We start from the raw sequence: 20,828 nt of genomic DNA, 5'->3' as shown, positions 1-20,828 counted from the left end.
AGGGAATTAGCCTGACTTTTTTTCTCCATAGGAAAATTTGGAAGAATAAGCCGAAATACTGCCAAAATGCTAAAGAAATTACGGTAAGTCACAGAAGATACTGTACTTTTGGTACACGAAGCTCCATAATAACAAACATAAAATACGGCATTCCGACCGAATAACTGTATTTATCTCGATTACCGTTTGGAGGCTTCCGCGTGGGCATTACGGTTGAAAACGTATCTAAGCAGTTTGGCAATTTTTTTGCTTTAGACCAAGTAAGCGTTGAGATTAAGACGGGTGGACTCGTTGCGTTATTAGGTCCATCGGGTTCTGGAAAGTCTACCTTGCTGCGAGTGATTGCTGGGCTAGAAGAACCAGACAGTGGCAGAGTCTATCTGACAGGCAAGGATGCTACACATCAGAGCGTGCAAGACCGAAATATTGGGTTTGTGTTTCAGCACTATGCGCTGTTTAAGCATCTCACCGTTCGCAAAAACATTGCGTTTGGGCTGGAAATCGCTAAGTGGCCAAAGCCGCGCATCCAAAACCGTGTAGAAGAACTGTTGGATTTGATTCAGCTCCAGAGTTTGGGCGATCGCTATCCCTCCCAACTCTCTGGCGGACAACGCCAACGAGTTGCACTGGCGCGATCGCTTGCCGTAGAACCCAAAGTCTTGCTGTTAGACGAGCCCTTTGGCGCACTCGATGCCAGAGTGCGTAAAGATCTGCGAACCTGGCTTCGCAACCTGCACGACAAAGTTCATGTCACGACCGTATTCGTCACCCACGACCAGGAAGAAGCGATGGAAGTGTCTGACGAAATTGTCGTGATGAATCAGGGAAGAATCGAGCAAATTGGTAGCCCAGCCGAAATTTATGACAATCCTGCTAGTCCGTTTGTCATGAGTTTCATCGGCCCAGTGAATGTCCTTCCTGGGGATGCCCGGATTTTTCAGCAAAGCGGCATTTCGACCAGTCAGCCCCAGCTTTTCTTGCGTCCTCATGATGTCGTAGTGCAGCTTTCACCCGACGACTCTACTGCACCCGCCAGAGTGCAGCGCGTGGTTCACTTAGGTTGGGAGATTCAAAGTGAGTTGGCGCTTGAGGATGGTCAAGCGGTTACGGTTTATCTGACCCGTGAAAAGTTTGATCAGCTTAATCTGAAGCCCAAACAGCAAGTTTTTGTGAAGCCCAAAGATACAAGATCTTTTGCATTACAGCGCTAGGAAGGATGCTTCGTAAAAACGCAAGAATTGTGAAAGGGAATTCTTTAGGGGATTCCCTTTCTTAATGCTACATATTCGTGACAAACCGTCAGTGATAAATCGTCCAGTTTTCGGACGAAATCGGACTTGTGTCCTTTGAAATAGTTCACGCTATTTTACTTTTGTTAGTTACAACTCTTGTATAAGTCATTACTTTTTGTTAAAGCTGATACTGAAATATGGAGCTCAAAATGCTGAAACTCCTCATTTCAGGAGACACTACAAAATGTTCTAAATGTCAACCCCATTTCGAGATAATCTGTTAGATGGATGTAGTGGAAGAAGGTTAAGGATGAGGATGAAAAATAGAGAGTTAAATCGAACATAAATCTGCAATTTTTTGTTTCGTTTTCTTCAGGAGATGGGTTTGTTTGCCCGCACTTTAATCAGGTAAATTAGTTTGACTTAGCTAGCCGTTGCAATAACTTTAATCAGGCAAATCATGCTGGTGCAGGTGTCTCACCTGTTGCACAAAACGATTTATTACCTGTTTTAGTTTGCTATTGTTAAAACAATGTCAGAAGCATTATTGCTACCGCATCTTTTGACTAGGCAAGGCTAAAAGAGTTGATAAAAATTTACCTCAAGTGAGACAGCAAATATTTCTGAAAGTTGAGAAGTTAGATATCTTTACTTTGGTTCAAACAAATTTCTGATATCAAGATTTGCCTCACTTTCTAACTTTGATTTAGGGACAAATGCGTTAGCAGATTTAGTTTTTCATCTAGCTCTCTTCTGGCGATTTCTGGGTGACGAATGTGAAGAGAGTAGCGATCGCAATCAGTTTAGCGGGATTAGTTGGCAGCGCTTTAGTTGCCTGCACCGACCAGCCTCCTGGTAGTCAAAGCAATCAAAGCAATGGCGCTCAAGACGGGGAAAGTGCAGAACTCACGTCAGTTGGTGTTACGGTGGGTGACCTAGGCAATCCCTTCTTTGTCCAGGTTGGGGAAGGGGCAGAAGCTGGAGCCAAGCAGTTTGGCGGTGAGAACGTAGAGACAACAGTTGTTTCAAGCGGCTATGACTTGAATCAACAACTCAACCAGATCGAAAACTTTGTTTCTTCTGGAGTTGATTTGATCCTGCTGAACGCAGCAGACAGTGAGGGAATTGCTCCCGCAGTAATTCAGGCAAAGCAGGCAGGTGCAACAGTAATAGCCGTTGACGTGGCGGCTGAAGGAGGCGTAGACGCAACCGTCACGTCTAACAACGTCCAGGCAGGCGAATTAGCTTGTCAGTACATTGCCGATCGCATTGAAGGTCAAGGCAATATCGTCATTATTAATGGTCCGCCTGTGTCTGCGGTAATCGACCGGGTAAATGGCTGCACCGATGTTCTGGCAAAATATCCTGACATTAACATCCTTTCCCAAGATCAGAACGCTGAGGGCAGTCGTGAAGGTGGCTTGAGGGTGATGAGTGATTTGCTCACCTCCTTCTCTGATATTGATGCTGTATTTGCGATCAATGACCCCACCGGAATTGGGGCAGAGCTAGCCGCAAAACAAGCCCAGCGAGATGAGTTTTTCATCGTGGGGGTAGATGGTGCGCCCGAAGCCGTTGATGCTCTCAAGAATGAGGATAGTTTATTCGTGGCAACGGCAGCTCAAGATCCTTTCCAAATGGCAGTTACAGCCGTTGAGGTAGGCAATGACATTGTGCAGGGTAACCCACCTCCTGAATCAACGGTTCTCGTTCCGGTAGAACTGATTACCAGAGACAACATAGACCAGTACAAAGGCTGGACAAGCGAATAGTTTCGCCATTTGTCCTAGTAAGCGATGACCTTTAACCAAGAGCGCTTGGATCTCCGGCTTCTTCAAGAAGTTGGAGATCTCAACCTCTACATCAGTGCCAATGACCAATGACCCAGAACACTTATGACTACTAGTAATGTCGTTTCTGCCCCCACTCAGCCTGTACTGCAAATGCGGGGCATTAGTAAAAGTTTTCATGGTGTGTATGCGTTGCGGGACGTAAGCCTAACCATTTTCCCTGGAGAAATTCATGCACTCATGGGTGAAAACGGAGCAGGCAAAAGCACATTAATGAAAATATTGGCGGGGGCTTACACTGCTGATACGGGTGAGGTTCAAATTAACGGTGAGACGGTTCGCATTGCCGACCCCAATGATGCTCGAAAGGCAGGTATTACGCTGATTTATCAGGAGTTGAACGTTGCGCCAAATCTCACCGTTACGGAAAACATTTTCATGGGGCACGAGCGCACTAAGGCAGCAACGTTTTTGCAGCGTGATCAGATGCGGCAAGAGGCAGCAGCACTGTTGAAAAGCTTGGGTGCCGGTTTTGGTGAAGATGCGCTGGTGTCTACACTATCCATTGCTGAACAGCAGCAGATAGAAATTGCCAGGGCGTTGAAGGACAAAAGCCGAATTTTGGTGATGGACGAGCCAACCGCCGCCCTGTCTGATCGGGAAACGGAACAGCTCTTTCGGCTAATTGGTCAGTTGCGAGATGACGGGATTGCCATCATTTACATTAGCCACCGAATGGCGGAGGTGTATCGGCTCGCCGATCGCGTTAGCGTTTTGCGGGATGGTGAGTACGTTGGCACGTTAGAAAAGTCTGAAATTTCTTCAGAGCGTTTGGTGCAAATGATGGTGGGTCGTGCTTTGGGTGATTTCTATGAACACAAGTCGCACTCATCATCCCGCACATCAGCAGATTCATTAGTGGATTCATCCGGAGAGGCGATCGCCCCTTCTTCTCCTTCTGCACCCGTTTTGGAAGTTAAAGGACTAGCCGATGGACGCAAGGTGCAACCCGCCAGTTTTGAACTTTACGCGGGAGAAATTGTTGGGCTGGCAGGATTGGTCGGAGCCGGACGAACAGAACTGGCTCGGCTGATTTTTGGGGCTGATCCGGCAACAGCAGGGGAGGTTTTCCTGAATGGGAAGAAGCTACACATTTCTAGCCCAAAAGATGCGATCGCCAATGGCATCGCCTACGTGCCTGAAGACCGCAAAGATCAGGGACTCTTCCTGGAAATGACTTCTCGCCAAAACATCACTATGAATGTTTTAGGCAAACGATCCACGGCAGGGGTGATGAACTTTGGTGTCCTCAAGCAGATTGCCGCTGATGCAATCAATAACTTGGGAATTCGGGTTGCCAGTCCTGCGACCAGAGCGATAGACCTGTCAGGCGGCAACCAGCAAAAGCTGTTAGTGGCTCGCTGGCTAGCCATCAATCCCAAAGTGCTGCTGTTAGATGAGCCGACGCGGGGGGTGGATATCGGTGCCAAAAGTGAGATCTATCGCATCATCAGTGACCTAGCAGCGCAAGGGGTAGCGATTCTGATGATCTCCAGTGAGTTACCGGAAATTGTTGGAATGAGCGATCGCGTCTTAGTTATGCGTGAAGGGCACTTGGTCGGCGAAGTCGGCGGCACCACCGGAACCAAAATCACCCAGGAAAATATTATGGCCTACGCTACGGGAGCTAAGGAGGTTAGCCAGTCATGAGTCAAACCCAGCTAAGAGGTAGTGAAGAAGCAAGAAGGAGCGATCGCCGCACCCGCAAGCGCCAGTCCCTTCGCACCCTATTTCAGCTTGCAGGTATCTTGCCGATTTTGCTGATTATCTGCATTTTGTTCTCCGTTCTCACGCCCAACTTTCTCTCGACAGGCAACTTAATCAACGTGGTGCGTCAGGCTTCGATTAACATCGTCCTGGCGGCTGGGATGACGTTTGTAATTCTGACAGGGGGAATTGACCTCTCCGTTGGCTCAATTTTGGGCGTAACGGCGGTCGTCTCTGTACTGGTTTCCCTCATTCCAGGACTGGACGCGCTGGCTGTTCCGGCAGCTCTGCTGGCAGGCTTGGGGCTGGGGTTAGTCAACGGGGCGCTGATAGCCTACCTGGATTTGCCGCCTTTTATCGTCACGTTGGGTTCCTACACGGGCTTACGCGGACTTGCCTACCTAATCGCCAACGGTACAACGGTAATCAACCGGGAAATAAATTTCGCCTGGATTGGTAACTACTATTTAGGTCCAATTCCCTGGCTGGTAATTATTGCTCTAGCAACGATAATCGCAAGCTGGTTTATCCTGCGGCGTACTGTGTTAGGCACTCACATTTATGCCGTGGGTGGCAACTCACGAGCAGCACGCCTGACTGGAATTAAAGTGAGTTGGGTCCTGCTATTTGTCTATGGCGTAAGTGGCTTGCTTTCTGGTTTAGGTGGCGTGATGAGTGCTAGCCGCCTCTACAGCGCTACTGGAATGCTCGGTCAGGGCTATGAGTTAGATGCGATCGCTGCTGTCATCTTGGGGGGCACCAGCTTCACAGGTGGCATAGGTACTATTTGGGGAACCCTCCTCGGAGCTCTAATCATTGCTCTGCTCAACAACGGTTTAACTTTGCTCAACGTCTCCTTCTTCTGGCAGTTAGTCGTCAAAGGACTAGTGATTATTATTGCGGTGACAATTGATCGGCTCAGGACACGGTATCAGACTTGAGGAGAGAGGGGTTAGGGGCTGGAAGCTAGGGACGAGGGTGTGTTTCAGCCTTTTTCCCTCTAATCCTCCTTAATTCCTTAATAAAGAGAGAACTGAATCGCTCAAAGTCTCCCTTCCTAGGGGGGTTTAGGGAGATCTCCAAAAACATTAAACTCCCCTAACCCCCATAAAACACTCCCTAGCCTCTAACCCCCATCCCTCAAATGCAACACATTGCTTATCTCGGTCTAGGAATTATGGGCAGCGGCATGGCCCAAAACTTGCTGAAGTCAGGCTATAAACTGACGGTTTGGAATCGTCATGGCGATCGCTGTAAACCACTGGTTGAACAAGGCGCAACTCAAGCAGAAACCCCAGCCCAGGCTGTTGCAGAAGCAGATGTGGTGATGTACTGTTTGGGCGACGATGCAGCCGTTGAAAGTTTAATATTTGGGCAAAATGGCGTATTGTCAGGTGTTCGTGCAGGACAAATTGCGATCGACCTGAGTACCGTTCACCCCAAAACCAGTCACCGCGAAGCTGCTGCCTACGCCGAGAAGCAGGTTGAATTCCTGGATGCACCTGTATTTGGCAGCAAAAATGAGTCCGCAGCAGGTGGACTCTGGATCGTGGTTGGCGGCAAACGTGAAGTTTTCGAGCAAGTTAAACCTATCCTGGAGCCACTGAGCGAATCCCTTCACTACATGGGTGAAACGGGCAAAGGTGCAGCAATGAAGCTGACGGGCAACTTGATTGTGGCAGCTCAAATTGAAGCATTAGCAGAATCTCTCATTTTGGCAACGAAGGCAGGTCTTAATCCACAAGATGTGCTAGACGTGTTGCGAGTGGTAGACTTCCGATCGCCCCTATTCGACGGCGTTGGAGCGGCACTGATGAAGCGCGACTTTAGCACCAGTTTTGCCCTCAAATGGATGCTCAAAGATGCCAATCTCATCGCCCAATTTGCTCAAGACCTGAACTCACCGATTCCGGCAGCAGCAGCCATTCGAGAAAACTTAAAAGCGGCAGTCAATCAAGGCTGGGGCGAAGAAAATGCGTCTGCCTTGGTCAAAGCACTAGAAGCTCAAGCAGGCGTAACAGTTGGCAAGACTTAAGCCATAGCGTAGGGGCGGTTCGCGAACCGCCCCGCAAGAATTTTTGGTTTATAGAGGCATTGCTCACCATGAACTGGTATCCACTCAAACTCACCGCTCACATTCGGCACTATGTTTTTGGCGAAAGGTTAATTCCTGAACATCTCGGCAAGCGTGATTTGCCAGAGGGAATCATTGCCGAAACTTGGGAAATCAGCGACTACCGCGACACCACGGGAACGGTGACAAATGGTTCATTGAAGGGCAAAACTCTACATGAATTAACGCTTGCTCATCCTGACGAGTTAGTTGGAAAAGGGTGGCGCGGGCCTCACTTTCCGCTACTCGAAAAATTCATTGATGCTTCTCACATGTTGCCCGTTCATCTCCACGCTGATGATGAAACAGCCACTCGAATTCATGGTGAGCTAAACGGCAAGACCGAAGCGTGGCACATTCTCTGGGCTGCACCGGGGGCAACCATTCTGGCAGGACTCAAAGGTGAGTTTAGCCGCAGTCAGCTATTTGATGCATTCGTGGCGCAGGATTACGATTCGGTGATGTGTCGCTATCCGATTCAGGCAGGAGACACCATTTATGTGCCAGGAGGAATCATCCACTCCTTTGGACCGGATGCACTGGTGTTTGAGGTGCAGCAAACCTCTGACTTGGGGCAAATGGTGATGCCAACTGACCTCTATGGAAGGAAACATAGTGAGGAGGAATGGCACGCTAACATCAATGCGGCTCTAGATGAGTTGCGAACTCACTATAATCCTCATCCAAACTCTGGACTTCGCTTATCCGAAGGCAAAAATCAGCGGGTTGTTTGCTGTGCCGGACCCTATTTTGCGCTAGAGCGCTGGACGCTGACTGAACCACACGTAGAACCGTCTCATCCCCATCGCTGTGTCACGCTCTCTAACGTGGGGGAGGCAGTGCAGCTTGAATTTGAGGGAGGCACCGAGCAACTAGAAAAAGGGGAATCATGCATTTTGCCAGCGGCGATCGCCTCCACTCACATCATTCCCACCACCTCTGAAGCTAGCCTGATCGCCTGCTACGTCCCCAACCTCCAGCAAGATATCATTGAACCCTTACGTGCTGCTGGATACTCTGATCAACAAATTCAAGCTTTAGGCGAAGTGAGTCTTTTGTAAAACTTTACTCTATTGGAATTTAATACACCTTAACTCGTGTATCAGCTACCCTGTTCAGAGGCTGAAGTGACACTCCAGTTGTCTCTCTGGTTTGCTCCACTTCACCATGAGCCTTGAGCAAAGCCGCGATCTTTTTACGAATTACAATTCCCGGTTTATCCGTAAACATGTGCTGCTCTTTGTTGAGCGTAAGTGGCACGTCGTAATCGGTAGATTCCAAAATGAGTTTATCTTCTAGTGTAACGGCGCGATCAAATGCAATCACGTCACTACTTTTTGTCTCGGACTCGGTGTCGTTTCGGACGCAAAATTGCACCATTTGAGAAGTGCCATCATCAATTGGAGTCATGGTATTCACGATCATATGAACTAACCCGTTTGGATAAGCAATTCGTAACGACACAGTAAACGGCATAAACCAATCCATATCTAGTGTGCGGTAGGTTATGCTGTCACTCATTTTTAGATTTTGCTGTTGCAATTCAGGATTCACCACACCCAACACACTATGAGCATGGAGTCCATATTCTGTTTCCGTCACATCAATAAAGTCTGGAGTTGGATGCTCTTCACTGCCAAAGGTTGTGGTGTGAACAAAGGTAGGATGAGCTAGATCCATCTCATTTTCCATTACCCTCAGCCCTGCACATTTCCAAGGTTCGTAAAACTCATGGATTAGACGATAGGTTGGATCATCCGCCTCAGCGATCGCAGGAATATCAGCTAGGGGTTTCCCTAAACACACCCAGGCATAGCCATAACGTTCTGCACAGCAATAAGCATCTACTCTATAGCTAGAAGAAATTGCGCCGTCTTTAGATTGGGGCATGTGGACGCAAGCTCCCGATCCGTCAAACTCCCAGCCGTGATAGGGACAGCAGATATTGCCTTCAACCACTTTACCCAGAGAGAGCTTAGCAGTGCGATGACAGCAGCGATCGCGCACTACCGCAGGCTTTCCTGATGCATCTAGCCACAGCACAATCGGTTGCCCCAACAACACAAACGGTTTAGGTCCATCTGCCAACTGCTGCATTGGGATGACCGGATACCAAAATCGCTGAAATACAGGCTGCTTGGTAACTAGCATAATTGCACTCGCTGGATGTGAATCAAGATTGACCCAGTATAAGCAGCGTTTCCGGGGAATTTCGTGACTCTACATACAAAAGGCTTGCACTCACTGCGTTCCATTCAATGTTCTATTCAATTTCGTACTCAGAACCAGCAGCGCCCATGAGAAACTAGAGTTAAGTTCAGAGAGAAGGGCGTGGATAGAGCCACGATGAACGTGCAAGACACACAGAAAGAGGCAATCTTGAGCAACCAGGCTGAGGATTTTCGCTGGCGGTTTTGGTTTACCTTGCCGCTTTACCCCTACGGTAAGAGACAAACCATTCGTCAGGAAGTAGTGCCTGAAACGGTCTGGACGTTTGATCAGATTCAAGGCATCTTCTACGTCACGGTGCCCATTCGGATGACGGTCGTAAAGCTTGAGCAAGGCGGGCTATTGGTCTATGCTCCGGTCGCGCCGACTCCAGAATGCATTCGTCTGGTTAAGGAATTGGTTACCGTGCACGGCGATGTAAAGTACATCATCCTGCCAACTATTTCAGGGCTAGAGCATAAAGTCTTTGTTGGTCCGTTTGCCAGACAATTTCCCACAGCGCAGGTTTTCATTGCCCCAAATCAGTGGAGTTTTCCGTTCAATCTACCGTTGAGTTGGCTGGGGTTTCCGGCAAAACGGACGCAGGAATTGCCCCAAGACAGCAGCAAAGCACCTTTCGCTGAGGAATTTGACTATGCCACTTTAGGTCCGATTGAGCTTGGCCCAGGCAAATTTGAAGAGGTGGCATTGTTTCATCGGCGATCGCACACCCTACTCGTCACCGATTCCGTCCTCTCTGTGCCCGAAGACCCGCCCGCCGTTGTCCAACTCGACCCCTATCCGCTGCTGTTTCACGCTAAAGACAGCCCGTTCGAGCCGATCCAGGACACTGAAGCCAACCGTCATAAGGGATGGCAGCGAATAGCCCTGTTTGCGTTCTACTTTCAGCCCAATGCCTTAGAAGTCACAGAGACGTGGCGATCGCTTCGAGAAGCCTTAAAAGCTCCCGATCGCTCCAGAAAAGCCCTCTTCGGCTGGTTCCCGTTTCAGTGGAAGCCAGACTGGAAGCGATCATTTGATGCCCTCCGGGGAAATGGACGACTCTTCGTCGCGCCGATTCTGCAAACGCTAATTCTCAACCGCGCCCCCCAGGAAACGCTGGACTGGGCTAACCAAATAGCTCGCTGGAATTTTCAGCGAATTATTCCCTGCCACCTCGACGCACCCATTCAAGCCACTCCCGAACAGTTTCGGCAAGCATTTGCTTTTCTGGAAAAACAGCCTGTCACTGAAGATTTACCCTTCAATCACAGCGCTGCATTGCCACAAGAAGACCTTGAATTTCTCAGGACAATCGACAATGCCCTAAGTAAAACTGGCATTACTCCACCCGCTAAAGAGAAAGTTTGAGAGACGGGAACACTCGTCTTATACCTACTTCACCCTGCTCAATAGCTCTCCTATGTGAATGGCGATTCCACTGCGCTACCATTCACACTTCAAAAAATGCTTTATGCAGAGAGCCTAATTTTGTTATAAAGGAAAATTTTGCGAATTTATGCCAAAAATCGTCATTAAGAGCGATTCTGCCGAAGTTTCAAGCTTTGACATCCATATTTAAGGAATTAGACTAGAGCAGGGCGCTTTGGAAAAACAATGTTTTATTAGCATTTAACGCTCCGACCCCTTCCCTACAGGGTTTGCACTGCCTTTAACTAGCTCAATTGCTTTAACGCAAGCAGAAATAGGTCTACACCGTTTACAGACAGCTAGCTGTCTAACTGTGTGGCGCAATTTGCACAGTCGTGCAGTATTTTGCTGCGAATAATTTCATGCGAATTGTTCATGTGAATTGTGTGATTCATGTGGATTGTGTGAACTGCGTTAATTGCCCGGTTTCTGGACTGCACTAAGCGAATTTTGACTTTGACCGCAAATCACGTTAGGAGAATTCTCGATCATGGGTTTACGTAAGCGAGTCGCGCTAGGTGGCGCAATGTTGACGGCGATCGCCGCTGGTCTAAGCCTTTCAGAGAAGGCGATCGCCCTTCCCCTCGCTGATCAGACCGATGGACAGCTCATCAGTCAAGTACAAGTCAATCCAGCCAATGGGTTAAACCAAGTACGGGCTGAGGTCGTTAGCGTCTCTAACGATGGAGACGTGCGAGTCCGACTAGCCAACGGGTCCTACCGCACGCTGCCTAATGTCAATCCGCAGGTTCTCAGCAGCCTCCGACCTGGGGATGAAGTCCTCGTGACAACGACACCGGGCAACGACATTGTGAATGTGGCGCTCGCTCCCGATACGGTGCAGCAAGCCCGTGTTGACGAACCAGACGAAACTACTCAGGCAGAAACGGTAGACGAAACTGAGCAAGAAACCGTCCGCGAGAGTAGTGAAACTGAAACAATCGTAGAACGAGAAACCGTCCGCCAAGAAACGACCCCACTACCCGTGTCAGAGCCAGAAAGAATTACTCCTGTGCCTGTCACCTCTACGCCAGCCACGCCACCCCCTGCCCCTCGCGCCCTCTGGTAACGGGAGCAGTCCACCTAAATTTATAACGTCACTAACGTCACTATTGAGCGCGAAATCACGGGTTTCGCGCTCAAGTTTTATTCCAGTACCCCGTAGGGGCATAGCGTTCGGCAAATAAATTTTGTCATAGACCAAAGGTTCTGCTCGAATGCTATGCCCTTACAGCCGTTTCCACCTGGATAAATCACAAATCCCTGTAGGGGGCGTTCGCGAACGACCCCCACGCTATGGCTTACCCATCGGAAAATGGCTGTAAGTCAGGTGTGCTACCCAACCAGCAATCGACGATAAGCATTAACTTCAAACGTGAACTCGATGAGACGACAGGCTATCGAGAACTAGCAACTTACTCAAACGATGCGCCGTGCAAAAGCAGCAAAGTCGATTAGGCGAGCTGCAAAGTAGTTTGACTTTGTTCATGATTAAAAGAAGATAACAAAGGAATTGCTTCGTTAAACGGACTAAAAATTTTGAAACTGTTGAAGACTCTTAGCCCGAAGCTACAGCATGATCTGCTAGTGCTGTTTGCAGCGGGGCTTTTATTTTGGTCAGGTTTAGCGGCACTTTTGCCAACTTTACCGCTTTACATTCAGGATGCAGGAGGTACCAGCCAAGACATTGGCATTGTCATGGGTGCATTTGCAGTCGGGCTGTTAGCGTCTCGTCCTAGTCTGGCGACACTAGCCGATCGCCGGGGACGCAAAATAGTTCTGCTAATTGGCATTGCAGCGGTGGCGATCGCCCCCCTCGGCTATTTGCTTACCGACTCAATTCCGCTATTGATAGCAATTCGAGCCTTTCACGGCATCAGTATTTCTGCTTTTGCGCTAGCCTACACTGCCTTAGTCGTAGACCTATCGCCCGTCGAGCATCGGGGCGAACTGATTGGCTACATGAGCTTAGTCAATCCGCTAGGGCTGGCGTTAGGTCCAGCAATGGGGGGATTTCTACAGGAATGGGTTGGCTATGAGCCAATGTTTTTAGCAGCAGCGGCGTTAGGCGGATTGGGCTGGATCTGTACCGCCCGGATTCAGGAACCTGAGTCAGTTCACCCACTTGATCCATCGTCAGCTCAACCGTCTGGTCAGTTTTGGCAGATGCTCGGCAGTCCGCGCATTCGGATTCCAGCTACCGTGCTGCTGTTGATCGGGCTAGCATTCGGCACACTCAGTACTTTTGTGCCGCTATTTATCAAAGAAGTTGGAGTAAACCTGAACGTTGGATTGTTCTATACTGCAGCGGCGATCGCCAGTTTCGGCATTCGCATCGTTGCGGGTCGGGCTTCTGACCGCTACGGGCGAGGTCCATTCATCACACTCAGCTTGGTGTTTTACACCACAGCAATGATGTTGCTGTGGCAGGCAAACAGTGCCGCTTCGTTTTTGCTAGCTGGAGCCATACAGGGTGCAGGCTCAGGAACGCTAATCCCGATGATTTCAGCGCTGATGGCAGACCGATCGCACGCTAATGAGCGAGGCAAAGTCTTTGGTTTGTGTATGGTTGGCTTTGATGTGGGAATTGCGATCGCCGGACCCATTGCGGGAGCGATCGCCACTCAGACGGGCTACAAAAACGTCTTCGGTTTGACCGCAGGGCTAGCATTCCTCAGTCTGATCGTTTTTCTTACCCTATCGAGCAAAAGCTTAGGACACTCCTTCCAATTTGCTACCGGACGCGGCGAGGACGTTTATGCGATTAAATAGCGGTTTAGCAATGCCAAACCGTGCAAAGCAAAAAAATAGGGGATTGGTGTTACCAATCCCCTGAATCAAACATATTGGACGGGCTAGGAGGGATTCGAACCCCCGACACCGTGGTCCGTAGCCACGTGCTCTAGTCCACTGAGCTACAAGCCCTTGCTTCGAGTTACTATCCTATCATAACTGAACGCCATGACAAGAAATTCTTTCCCCTCCGATTTTTCCCAGCCATCCCTGACCCATCTCGATCAGCAGGGGCAGGCTCAAATGGTAGACGTGTCAACAAAAACGGCAACTGTGCGACGGGCGATCGCCGCTGGCCGAGTGCGAATGCTGCCAACCACGTTTGCTGCTATCCAGTCGGGAAATGCCCCGAAAGGAGACGTTTTGGGCACGGCAAGGCTAGCAGGAATCATGGCAGCCAAGCAAACCGCTCAACTGATTCCACTCTGTCACCCACTTCCCCTACAAAAGGTGGAAGTGCAGATTTCACCAGACGCGGATTTGCCTGGATACCAGATTCAAGCAGAAGTGAAAACAAAATCAGAAACGGGCGTAGAAATGGAGGCTTTAACAGCCGTTTCAGTTGCCGCACTGACGCTCTATGACATGGCCAAAGCGTTGGAAAAATCAATTCAAATTGAGGCAATCCACCTGCTCAGTAAGACTGGCGGCAAATCGGGAGATTACATCAGCGAAACAGCAAGTGATACTCAGGCTTCGTCGTAGGCTTCCAAATCAAGCAGATAAAGGTAGGGTTCTACCATCTCCGGACGGTGGAAAGCGATCGCCCGCAGTAAGTGCCAGTCGTTCAGCCCTTCAAAAGCGTCTGTGTATTCGTCTTGCTCTAGCCGTTTGGCTAGTTCAGCCACTTCTGTTTCAGTGAACTTTGCAAGGTTAGGTGCAGAAAAGTGCAGTGTCTTCATGGCGGTCCCCCTTAGAAACATCCGTGCCCAGTAACCCCGGTAGGATCACAGATGCAATTCTCTCTAATATCCTATGTCGTTCTACGCTTTCTCGCCCAGCTTTATAACCTTCTCGCGGATGAAGTTTTGCATAAGCTCTAGGACTACTGGTCGAATTTCGTGCCCCATATCTAGTTCGTGATACTGCACAGTTGCCCCTAGTTCTAGTAGGCTACCTCGCGCTTGCTGTGCGGCCCGCAGCGGCACCACCTGATCTTGCCTGCCATGCACCATGAGGATAGGCGGGAATTGTGAAGTTTGTGTTGCAAGGGGAGCATGGAGATAGCCACTCAAAATCATCAGGGCTGCTAATGGTAACTGTGTACCCACGTCCAACGTCATCGCACCTCCCTGAGAAAACCCCGCCAAGATGGTATGGGAAAGAGGAATTCCAGTAATTTCAGGCAAGGATTTCAGCCATTCTGTGAGCTGCTGTCTACTTTTGGCTAAGTCAGGCTGATTGCCAAAGACGTTGCTCTGAAACGTGTAGCTTTGCGGAAAGCTGTACCACATCTTGCCCTGAGGCGCATAGGGATGGGGAAATGGTGCATCGGGGAAAAGCATCTGGTAGCCAGGCAAATGCAGCATTGGAGCCAGCGATGCCACGTCTTGAGCACTTGCACCCCAACCGTGCAGCGCAACAAACAAGCCTTGAGGCGGGTTAATGGCAGAGGGAAGGGCGATCGCTTGTAAAGACATCCTGCGTTAAGTAATTTTGCTCTTGTAATCATATTTCACAGAAGCGGCAATTCCACCTATCCTGGGAAATGCACAAAAAACTGACTACCTAGAGGTAGGGCTATCATGGCGCGTCTGGCATTGCTGAGTACATCGGATAAGACCGGGTTAGTTGAACTAGCCCGCGTTCTAGTAGAAGAATTTGAGTTTGATCTGCTCAGCAGCGGCGGAACGGCTCAGGTGTTGAAACAGGCTGGCATTCCAGTTACCAAAGTTTCTGACTACACCGGATCGCCTGAAATTTTGGGCGGACGGGTAAAAACGCTGCATCCTCGCATTCATGGCGGCATCTTAGCAAGGCGAGATCTGCCCCAAGATCTCGCAGACCTGGAAGCAAACCAAATTCGCCCGATTGATTTAGTCGTGGTGAACCTCTACCCGTTTGAGCAGACGATCGCCAAACCAGAAGTAACGCTGCCGGAGGCGATCGAAGAAATCGACATCGGTGGGCCAGCTATGCTGCGAGCCTCTGCCAAAAATTTTGCTCATCTGGCAGTCTTGTGCAATCCGTCGCAATATGACAGTTACCTGCAAGAATTGCGCCAACAGGGCGGGGAAACTTCTTTAGAATTTCGGCAAGCCTGCGCTCAACAAGCTTTTTGGCACACGGCGAATTATGACCAGGCGATCGCCCAATTCCTCAGCAGCCAGACAACCGAAAGCAAATCAGATGGGGAGCAAAAAACATTGCCCCAACGTTTCACCCTGTCAGGACAGCAGGTGCAAACTTTGCGCTATGGCGAAAACCCACATCAACCCGCAGCCTGGTATCAAACCGGAACAGTTCCTTCTGGTTGGGCAGCGGCTCAAAAGCTCCAGGGCAAGGAACTGAGTTACAACAACCTGGTTGATCTAGAAGCAGCTCGACGGATTATTTCGGAATTTTCTGAGACGGCAGCAGCAGCAATTCTAAAGCACACCAACCCTTGCGGTGTAGCAGTCGGGAATAGTCTGTCAGAAGCCTACGAGAAAGCATTGAATGCCGATCCAACCTCAGCATTTGGTGGCATTGTTGCGCTCAGTCGCTCCATTGATGCAGCTACCGCCACCGCCCTGACCCAAACTTTTCTAGAATGCATTGTCGCTCCAGGCTGCGACCCCGAAGCTGAAGAAATTTTGACGAAAAAGTCAAAGCTGCGAGTGCTGATTTTACCTGACCTAAATCGAGGCGCATCTGAAACGGTAAAGGCGATCGCAGGTGGTTTCCTCGTTCAATCAAGCGACGATTACCTCACCGACCCAACAACCTGGCGCGTCGTCACAGAACGCCAACCCACCACAGAGCAGCTAGAAGAACTCATGTTTGCCTGGAAAGTGGCAAAACACGTCAAGTCCAACGCTATCGTCGTCACGAGCGATCGCACCACACGCGGCGTCGGAGCGGGACAGATGAATCGCGTCGGTTCCGTCAAAATCGCTCTGGAGCAAGCAGGCGATCGCACCCAAGGAGCCACTCTAGCCAGCGATGGCTTTTTCCCGTTTGATGACTCCGTGCGGCTAGCAGCCTCAGCGGGGATAGAGGCGATCGCCCAACCTGGAGGCAGCTTGCGCGACCAGGATTCTATTCAGGCGGCAAACGAACTGGGACTGGTTATGATCTTCACCGGAGTACGCCATTTCTTACACTAAGCAAGCAGTTATAGCACTGAGTGTTTAAGTCAGAACAAGGAAAAGGCTGAGGGTTAACCCTCAGCCTTTTCCTTGTTCTAATCTTTATGAAAACAGGCATAAATCAATATGTTAATTATACAAATCGACACTTTAGATAGGCTATGCTACCGCTAGCATTTTACTTTGAAAAATCCTAAATTCCTTGGGAGATCTATGCTTCGGCAGAGTGTACCTCTCCCAATTTGTTCATCTCATAAAAAGTTTGAGACTGCCATACATTTCATTCAATCATCTTTTTACACTTCCCAACCTAACTATCCTTCCTAGGCTCCAAATCGGAGCTGCTAAGAACGAGCACAACTGCTCAAATGACCCTATTTGATCTATGCCTTTGCTCAATTAGGGAATGTAACACTAATTCTTCCTGAAACTAAACAGCACAGAGCCTTGAGCCCTATTTGCAAAGGGAAGGCTCTGTGCAAGCTCCAAGTCAAGTCGGTATAAGCTTTCATCGAGTAAAAGCAACAGCAGGATTCGTTTTCAATTTCTTTTAACTCTGTCAGACCCTACCTACGAGGGATCAAAAACAATGCAAATACAGCAAAACCTTCCAAAAATTCTCAATGAAAGAGTTTTATGGATTACGGCATTATTAACTGCGCTATGTCTTGCAGCGGGACTTGTATCTTACTTCTTTTTGCCAGTAGAATTTGGCTCCACTACGATTGCCAATAACTTTGGGCACCAATTTAGACTGGCTTTCTCACGCACTGGTTTTGTGTTTCTGTTTATTTACCTGCTGCTGCTTGCCACTCATAACCGTGAGTGGAGTCAACAAATTTTCAGCAACTTCTTTAATGCTGTAACCCATCCTCTCAACCTGGCAGTATTTCGCATCTTTTTCTTTGCAGCACTGTGCCAATGGATTGATTTGGGCACAACCCTTAGACTAAGCCGTTTACCCACTGAGTTGAGAGTTGCACCCTTTGGTCTAGAGTGGCTAACTCCCATTATTCCTATTAATGAACCATTAGCAAGATTTGCGTGTTACCTACTTTTCCTTGCTAGTTTTGCAGCCTTAATTGGTCTATTTACTAGCATTTCTGCATGGGTAACCGTAATCGTTGGAGTTTATGCCCTAGGAATTCCTCAGCTTTACGGCAATGTGGGCCATTATCACCATCTCATATGGATCGCGGCAATTTTGGCAGCTAGTCGCTGCGGTGATTATTTCTCTTGCGATGCAGTCTTTGCTGCCTGGAAGCGAGCTGACCAGGGAGTTGTAGCTCCACCTGCTGCTTCTCAAGCCTACGCTCTACCGCTGCGGTTTGTCTGGTTGGTTATTGGCAGCGTTTACTTCTTTCCGGGTGTGCGAAAGTTCTGGATCTCTGGGTTGGACTGGGTATTTACCGATAACTTTAGATATCATCTTTATCGCAAATGGCTAGAAAACCATTGGGTACCAGGTTTCAGAGTTGATAACTATCCTGCTTTGTTTATGCCAATGGCTCTCAGTGCCATCCTATTTGAGGCTGCATTCATTTTCCTGGTCTTTCTACCCCGCTTTCGTCCTTGGATTGCGCTCATCGGCTTCTCGTTTCACTCGGCTGTCGAGTTTATTATGCGGATTAGCTTCTGGACGCTGCAAGTGTGCTATGTCAGCTTTGTAAATTGGTATGGGCTTCTGAAGTGGGTTGGTCTACGTCTTTATCCAAAGGATATGTACGTGGTGTACAACGGCAACGACAAGCTCTTTCGTCGCGCGATCGCCACCATAAGAGTATTTGACTTGTTCGATCGCATTACTTACGTCAATGCTTTGGATAAGACAGCGCTAGCAGCTCACAATCTGACCTGGCTTGACTCTGGCGGTATTCTTGCAGATGTACATACTGTCGTTAGTCAAAGCACCTGGAAAGGGTTTGCAGCTTATCGGGCGCTGTCGTTCCGAGTGCCAATTTTCTGGCCAATTTTGCCACTGCTGTATATTCTTCCCGTTCTTGCAGTTTGTGATCGCATTTATTGCACTATGACTGGCTCTAGAACCTGTGATCTGCGCCAGACTACCTCTAATCCTGACGACTTTAGAGCTAATCAGGCATGGCGATCGCGCACACTGGTTATGCTCAGCACATTTCTAATTTTCGTCAATGTCCCCTTTGGCATCGCTGGAATCAAATCAGCCTGGCCCTTCGCCTGCTATCCCACATTTGAAGTTATCCTCGGAGCTCAGCGACAAACGCTTGAAATTGTTCCTTTAGGAGCATCAGGCGAGATAATCAACCTGAACCAAACTTTGAAACAAGAAATTCCGTTCAACAGCTACCGGGGTATGGTCAGGCACATTCTGACAGACAGCGAAGAATCACTAGTAGTAGGCAAAGATATGGGGCAAGAAGACCGCTTAAAAGCACTTTGGCAGGTGGCAACTCGTAACAGTGACCAATCAAATGAAATCGTGACTGTTCAATTTTACAGAGTAACGCTATGGAGTCCTCCCGAAAAGTGGAAAGAAAATCCTGCCTCCCGCGAATTGCTGTTTGAGCTTCAGGTTTGACGAAGCACGCGCATCATCTTTAAAAGATTCAAAAGAAATTGGCGTTGCTCCATCTAGGCATGAATTTTAGTAAGGGTGCCGCGCTTTACGCGGCACCCTTACTAAAATTCATACTTCAACTTTTTATAGCGACAACTACAAGAAGGCGAACGAATTAAACGTAGAGTGGAGCGGTACAACAAAACCCTTGTAAGTTCTGGCTTTCACCTTTTATTCCACTCTACACTCGTCTTGTTACACCTGCATAAAAGTCATCACAACGTATCTCTGAATACAGAGCTGTTATAACAAGCTCGGTTTACTACCAACAGACTCTCTAGCGTCTCTGGAGGCATAAACCGTGACTGGAACCTTAACCAAAACCGATACTCTGAACCCAGCTAGAAGCTTACGTTGCCCAAGAAGGGCGGGCTGAACTGGTGAAGCAGGTACGTGCCAAGATTGACGAACTGGGGATCAAATACATCTACTACCAGTTCATTTCAGTTACGGGGCGAATTGTGGGTAAGGGCGTGCCCGCTGACCACTGGGAGGCGATCGCCGATCGCGGCATTCAGCTTGTTTACGGTGCGACCGCCAACCTATACCTCGATCGCCATCGCAACTACATCGGTTACGGACCAGAAGCTTCAGAACTAGTCGCCATTCCCGATCCCGATACTTTCTGCCAATTGCCCTGGGATCATCGCGTTGCTAGAGTCTTCTGCACCTGCTTCCGCAACCGGGAAGAGCCAGTGGACGCGGGAGCTTATCTCACTTCTGACTGTCGAGGCAATCTCCGTCGAATTCACGAACAGTTTCAGCAAGACCACAACGGACTGCACCTACGCCACGGCTGCGAGCCCGAAATGATGTGGTTGAAAAAAGGCGCAGATGGTTTACCCGATGGCGGTGCAACCAAACCCAACTGTTATCACATCGACCAGTTTGAGGAATTGCGCCCCGTGTTTTTGCGCGTGATTGAATACAGTCAGGCAATGGGGCTGGACATGATCCAGGGCGACCACGAAGACGCACCAGGACAGCTAGAGCTAAACTTCACTTTTGATGATGCACTGAAGACGTGCGATCGCCTCGCCACCTATCGCCAAATCTGCGCTCAGGTTGGACGCGAATTTAACCTGATTGCCTGCTTCATGTCCAAACCCTTCATGGGAGTGTCGGCAAACGGCTGTCACCATAACCTGTCGCTCTGGTATGGCGGTGAAGCACAGGTAAAAGATTTTGGCTATGAATCGCTACCGGGAATGGCAAGCACGTTCAGCTATCTCAAAGACGGTGAGAATACTTTCTTACCTGACCCTGAACGCTCTAAAACTAAACCAGGACTAATTGGGCTGAATGCGCTCGGTGGAGTGATAGAGCATTTGGGAGCGTTAACGGCGATCGGTTGTTCAACTGTCAATTCCTACCGTCGCCTTTGGGATACCGGACTGTGGGCACCCGTCTACGCCGATTGGGGTTTTCAGAATCGCACCTGCGGCTTGCGCGTTTCCGCTCCCGGTCGGTTTGAATATCGAGCCGTTGATTCAATAGACCTCCTGCATGAATCAAAAGGCATGTGCCAATTCATAGTTGAGTAAGCCAGCAATCAGATTCAAGCGCAAGCCAAACCGTTTTCTACGATTGCGATAACGTCCCGAAAAG

17 protein-coding genes and 1 tRNA gene are annotated in these 20,828 nt (G+C 49.1%); 14 read left to right on the top strand and 4 right to left on the bottom strand.

Annotated elements, in window-relative coordinates; genetic code table 11:
* The first annotated feature begins 200 nt into the window (after window positions 1-200).
* The 6 genes from H6F93_RS22445 to H6F93_RS22420 all read left to right on the top strand — a co-directional run bounded on the left by H6F93_RS22445 (window position 201) and on the right by H6F93_RS22420 (window position 7,963).
* A complete protein-coding gene (locus tag H6F93_RS22445) occupies window positions 201-1,211 on the top strand; it encodes a TOBE-like domain-containing protein (protein WP_190646644.1) in 1,011 nt (336 codons plus the stop codon).
* Window positions 1,212-1,999: 788 nt separating this feature from the next.
* Complete coding sequence (locus H6F93_RS22440) at window positions 2,000-3,004, top strand: ABC transporter substrate-binding protein (protein ID WP_524537998.1); 1,005 nt, start codon at window positions 2,000-2,002, stop codon at window positions 3,002-3,004.
* A 123-nt stretch (window positions 3,005-3,127) separates the two neighbouring features.
* Window positions 3,128-4,732 carry a sugar ABC transporter ATP-binding protein gene (locus H6F93_RS22435; protein WP_190685565.1) on the top strand — a complete coding sequence of 535 codons (1,605 nt, stop codon included), beginning with the start codon at window positions 3,128-3,130 and terminating at the stop codon, window positions 4,730-4,732.
* Window positions 4,729-5,730 carry an ABC transporter permease subunit gene (locus tag H6F93_RS22430; RefSeq protein ID WP_190685562.1) on the top strand — a complete coding sequence of 334 codons (1,002 nt, stop codon included), beginning with the start codon at window positions 4,729-4,731 and terminating at the stop codon, window positions 5,728-5,730. Before H6F93_RS22435 ends, H6F93_RS22430 begins: the two co-directional genes overlap by 4 nt.
* A 203-nt stretch (window positions 5,731-5,933) precedes the next feature.
* On the top strand, window positions 5,934-6,824 hold the full coding sequence (locus tag H6F93_RS22425; RefSeq protein WP_190685560.1) for an NAD(P)-dependent oxidoreductase: 891 nt from the start codon (window positions 5,934-5,936) through the stop codon (window positions 6,822-6,824).
* Window positions 6,825-6,892: 68 nt separating this feature from the next.
* Window positions 6,893-7,963 carry a type I phosphomannose isomerase catalytic subunit gene (locus H6F93_RS22420; RefSeq protein ID WP_190685557.1) on the top strand — a complete coding sequence of 357 codons (1,071 nt, stop codon included), beginning with the start codon at window positions 6,893-6,895 and terminating at the stop codon, window positions 7,961-7,963.
* Window positions 7,964-7,982: 19 nt separating this feature from the next.
* Here the strand turns inward: H6F93_RS22420 and H6F93_RS22415 are convergent, their stop codons facing one another.
* Window positions 7,983-9,053, bottom strand: a complete 1,071-nt coding sequence (locus H6F93_RS22415) for an aromatic ring-hydroxylating dioxygenase subunit alpha (protein ID WP_190685554.1) — start codon at window positions 9,051-9,053, stop codon at window positions 7,983-7,985.
* Window positions 9,054-9,233: 180 nt separating this feature from the next.
* Here H6F93_RS22415 and H6F93_RS22410 point away from each other — a divergent pair, with 180 nt between their 5' ends.
* From H6F93_RS22410 to H6F93_RS22395, 4 genes are all read left to right on the top strand, one after another.
* Window positions 9,234-10,481, top strand: coding sequence for a DUF4336 domain-containing protein (locus H6F93_RS22410; protein WP_524537997.1), 1,248 nt, complete (start codon window positions 9,234-9,236; stop codon window positions 10,479-10,481).
* Between the two features lie 550 nt (window positions 10,482-11,031).
* Window positions 11,032-11,610, top strand: coding sequence for a hypothetical protein (locus H6F93_RS22405; protein WP_190646638.1), 579 nt, complete (start codon window positions 11,032-11,034; stop codon window positions 11,608-11,610).
* A 227-nt stretch (window positions 11,611-11,837) separates the two neighbouring features.
* Window positions 11,838-11,999: a hypothetical protein gene (locus H6F93_RS22400; RefSeq protein ID WP_190646637.1), complete on the top strand. Its 162-nt coding sequence runs from the start codon at window positions 11,838-11,840 to the stop codon at window positions 11,997-11,999.
* Window positions 12,000-12,080: 81 nt separating this feature from the next.
* The gene (locus H6F93_RS22395; protein ID WP_190685551.1) at window positions 12,081-13,313 is read left to right on the top strand and encodes an MFS transporter; all 1,233 of its coding nucleotides are present in this window, start codon (window positions 12,081-12,083) and stop codon (window positions 13,311-13,313) included.
* A 79-nt stretch (window positions 13,314-13,392) separates the two neighbouring features.
* Here the strand turns inward: H6F93_RS22395 and H6F93_RS22390 are convergent.
* Window positions 13,393-13,466, bottom strand: a tRNA-Arg gene (locus tag H6F93_RS22390).
* 36 nt (window positions 13,467-13,502) lie between these two features.
* On the opposite strand from H6F93_RS22390, the gene moaC reads away from it, so the two are divergent.
* Complete coding sequence (gene moaC / locus H6F93_RS22385; protein ID WP_190646635.1) at window positions 13,503-14,039, top strand: cyclic pyranopterin monophosphate synthase MoaC; 537 nt, start codon at window positions 13,503-13,505, stop codon at window positions 14,037-14,039.
* Here the strand turns inward: moaC and isiD are convergent.
* Window positions 14,024-14,236 carry a protein IsiD gene (gene isiD / locus H6F93_RS22380; protein WP_190646634.1) on the bottom strand — a complete coding sequence of 71 codons (213 nt, stop codon included), beginning with the start codon at window positions 14,234-14,236 and terminating at the stop codon, window positions 14,024-14,026. The two genes, moaC and isiD, sit on opposite strands and share 16 nt — an antisense overlap.
* Window positions 14,237-14,317: 81 nt before the next feature.
* Complete coding sequence (locus H6F93_RS22375; RefSeq protein WP_190685547.1) at window positions 14,318-14,974, bottom strand: alpha/beta hydrolase; 657 nt, start codon at window positions 14,972-14,974, stop codon at window positions 14,318-14,320.
* A 105-nt stretch (window positions 14,975-15,079) separates the two neighbouring features.
* Between H6F93_RS22375 and purH the strand changes: the two genes are divergently transcribed.
* From purH to H6F93_RS22360, 3 genes are all read left to right on the top strand, one after another.
* The gene (gene purH / locus H6F93_RS22370) at window positions 15,080-16,642 is read left to right on the top strand and encodes a bifunctional phosphoribosylaminoimidazolecarboxamide formyltransferase/IMP cyclohydrolase (protein ID WP_190685544.1); all 1,563 of its coding nucleotides are present in this window, start codon (window positions 15,080-15,082) and stop codon (window positions 16,640-16,642) included.
* Window positions 16,643-17,213: 571 nt separating this feature from the next.
* Window positions 17,214-19,181 (top strand): HTTM domain-containing protein, encoded by a 1,968-nt coding sequence (locus H6F93_RS22365; protein ID WP_190685540.1) that lies wholly within the window; start codon window positions 17,214-17,216, stop codon window positions 19,179-19,181.
* A 419-nt stretch (window positions 19,182-19,600) separates the two neighbouring features.
* Window positions 19,601-20,764 carry a type I glutamate--ammonia ligase gene (locus tag H6F93_RS22360; protein ID WP_524537996.1) on the top strand — a complete coding sequence of 388 codons (1,164 nt, stop codon included), beginning with the start codon at window positions 19,601-19,603 and terminating at the stop codon, window positions 20,762-20,764.
* Window positions 20,765-20,828 lie beyond the last annotated feature (64 nt).

Source organism: Leptolyngbya sp. FACHB-671 (assembly GCF_014695745.1).
Lineage (GTDB): Bacteria > Cyanobacteriota > Cyanobacteriia > Elainellales > Elainellaceae > JAAUTN01.
This window is presented reverse-complemented; position numbering and strand designations above follow the sequence as displayed.